The organism is Oribacterium sp. C9 (assembly GCF_002007235.1).
Lineage (GTDB): Bacteria > Bacillota > Clostridia > Lachnospirales > Lachnospiraceae > Oribacterium.
On record NZ_MUHW01000051.1, the window covers coordinates 1 to 2,548 of the forward strand.

A 2,548-nucleotide genomic window follows, 5' to 3' on the forward strand; every position below is an offset into this window, starting at 1 on the left:
TATTGATTTATAAAATCATTACCATCTAATATATTAATAGGCGGTTAGTCCTCCTTTCCGGAGGGATTTGCAGACCCTCCGGAAAGGAGGGTGCCATGGTTACGTATTCTGATTTATTCCAATTTGGAATTTTGATTGTAGCTATCATCGGTCTTGTATATAAGATTGCAAAAAAATAACCGCCCCAAAGCCTGGAAAACTTGAGCGGTTATCTTTTAACTAAACATATTTCCGAGGGCTAACCGTCTATCGGCAAGCACCTTTTATGTCAATATAATAATCTAATATTTATTTTATTGCAATAGCCAGTATAGTCTTTTATGTTTATGCCTGGTTTGCTGTGATATGATTATGCAGGCTTTTTGGATCTTTTATATATCGCTGGGAGGTTTCCATGGTAGAAGGATTTATAAGAGTGGCATCGGCAACACCGAAGATAAAGGTGGCGGATGTTTCATATAATAGAGATGCTGTTTTAAGAGACATTGACGAGGCGGAGAAGCAGGGCGTGAAGCTCGTGGTTTTCCCGGAACTTGTTTTGACATCATACACCTGTGCGGATCTGTTTCATCAGACGGTACTTATCGATAAGACCATGAAGGCACTGGACGAGCTTGCGGAGGCCACAAGAGGAAGAGAGATAGTTGCAGTGGTGGGAACACCTTATCTCATGGATCACAAGCTCTATAACTGTGCGGCTGTCCTTCACGGCGGACATATCCTCGCTATCGTTCCGAAGAAGAACCTTCCGAACTACGGCGAGTTTTATGAGAGAAGATGGTTCACACCGGGAAGAGAGGAAGTACGATACATCACATGGACTTCCAGAGTGACTAAGGAGGTCTACAGCATTCCTTTCGGAATGAACATCCTTCTCGAAGCAGAGGATTTTCCTGAGTTCATTCTTGCTGCCGAGATATGTGAGGATGTATGGGTTCCGAACCCGCCCTCAACTCAGCATGCGCTTGCAGGTGCCACTATAATCGCCAACACTTCCGCATCGGATGAGACTGTCGGAAAGGATAGTTACCGCCGCGAGCTTATCCGTTCCGCAAGTGCCCGTCTCGTTTCAGCCTATGTTTATACCAATGCAGGCGACGGAGAGTCAAGCACCGACCTTGTGTTCGGCGGACAGGACATAATCGCTGAAAACGGCATCATCCTTAAGGAAGGAAACAGATTCGAGACGGGACTCTATATAGCAGATGTGGATCTTCAGAGGATAGTACAGGAGAGAGCCCGTATCACAACATATCCTGACATCGATGAATGTCTCAGAGACAGATATGATGTGGTGAGATTCAGATTTAACGATTCAGAAGAAGCTGCCATGCCGGATGTGATGGGAGGTTCCGAACCGGATGCGGAGAAGCGCGATGAAAAGGGAAATGATTCATTAAAGGAAAAACTTCTCCGTGATACAGCTGATCTCAGACGTTTTGTTGATCCGAAGCCTTTCGTTCCGGGCAATGTCTCTGAAAGAAATCAGCGATGCAACGAGATATTTACCATTCAGGCCATGGGGCTCAGGAAGAGGCTCGAACATATAGGCTGCAGGAGTGCGGTTATCGGTATTTCCGGCGGACTTGACTCGACTCTCGCCCTTCTCGTGACCGCAAGAGCCTTTGATATGCTCGGCATACCGAGAGAAAACATTATCTCAGTTACCATGCCGGCCTTCGGCACCACGGACCGCACCTATAACAATGCTGTGACCCTGACAAAACGGCTTCACGCAACACTTCGAGAGATAAACATTAAGGCTGCTGTCCTTCAGCATTTTGAGGATATAGGACATGATCCGGAGGATCACTCCGTAACCTATGAGAATTCCCAGGCCAGAGAGCGCACCCAGATCCTCATGGATATCGCAAATCAGACTGACGGGATCGTTATCGGAACCGGAGATCTCAGTGAGCTGGCTCTCGGATGGGCTACCTATAACGGAGATCACATGTCCATGTATGCCGTTAATGTGGGCGTTCCGAAGACGCTTGTGAGATATCTGGTGAAGTTCGTTGCGGAAACATCGGAGGATGAGTCACTAAGGCAGTGTCTCAATGATATTTTTGATACACCTGTAAGTCCTGAGCTTCTTCCGCCTACGGGTGACGGACAGATTTCACAGAAGACAGAGGATCTGGTGGGACCTTATGAGCTTCACGATTTCTTTCTGTATCAGATACTTCGCTTCGGATTCAGTCCGAGAAAGGTCTATGCCCTTGCTCTAAAGGCTTTTTCGGAAGAAGCCCAGAAGGAAGCCGGCATAATGGACGGAGACATATATGATCCTGAGACCATATTAAAGTGGCTCAGAAAGTTCTACTGGAGATTTTTCTCACAGCAGTTCAAGAGAAGCTGTCTGCCTGACGGACCTAAGGTTGGTTCCGTTGCGGTGTCACCCCGGGGAGATTTAAGGATGCCGAGTGATGCTGCGGTGAAGCTCTGGATAGAAGAACTAGAGGAGATATAAACGATGGGGCTGTCGCACTAAAATGGTGTGACACCCCTTTTTTGTGTTCGCCCACCCCGCTCTACCTTTTGGGAG

The 2,548-nt window shown here is 47.2% G+C and carries 2 protein-coding genes; both read left to right on the forward strand.

Features of this window, described 5'->3' with window-relative positions; genetic code table 11:
- Window positions 1-95: 95 nt before the first annotated feature.
- Window positions 96-179, forward strand: a complete 84-nt coding sequence (locus tag BXO88_RS17200; RefSeq protein ID WP_242839332.1) for a putative holin-like toxin — start codon at window positions 96-98, stop codon at window positions 177-179.
- A gap of 215 nt (window positions 180-394) precedes the next feature.
- A complete protein-coding gene (locus tag BXO88_RS16050) occupies window positions 395-2,473 on the forward strand; it encodes an NAD(+) synthase (protein ID WP_078038733.1) in 2,079 nt (692 codons plus the stop codon).
- The last annotated feature ends 75 nt before the right edge of the window (window positions 2,474-2,548 follow it).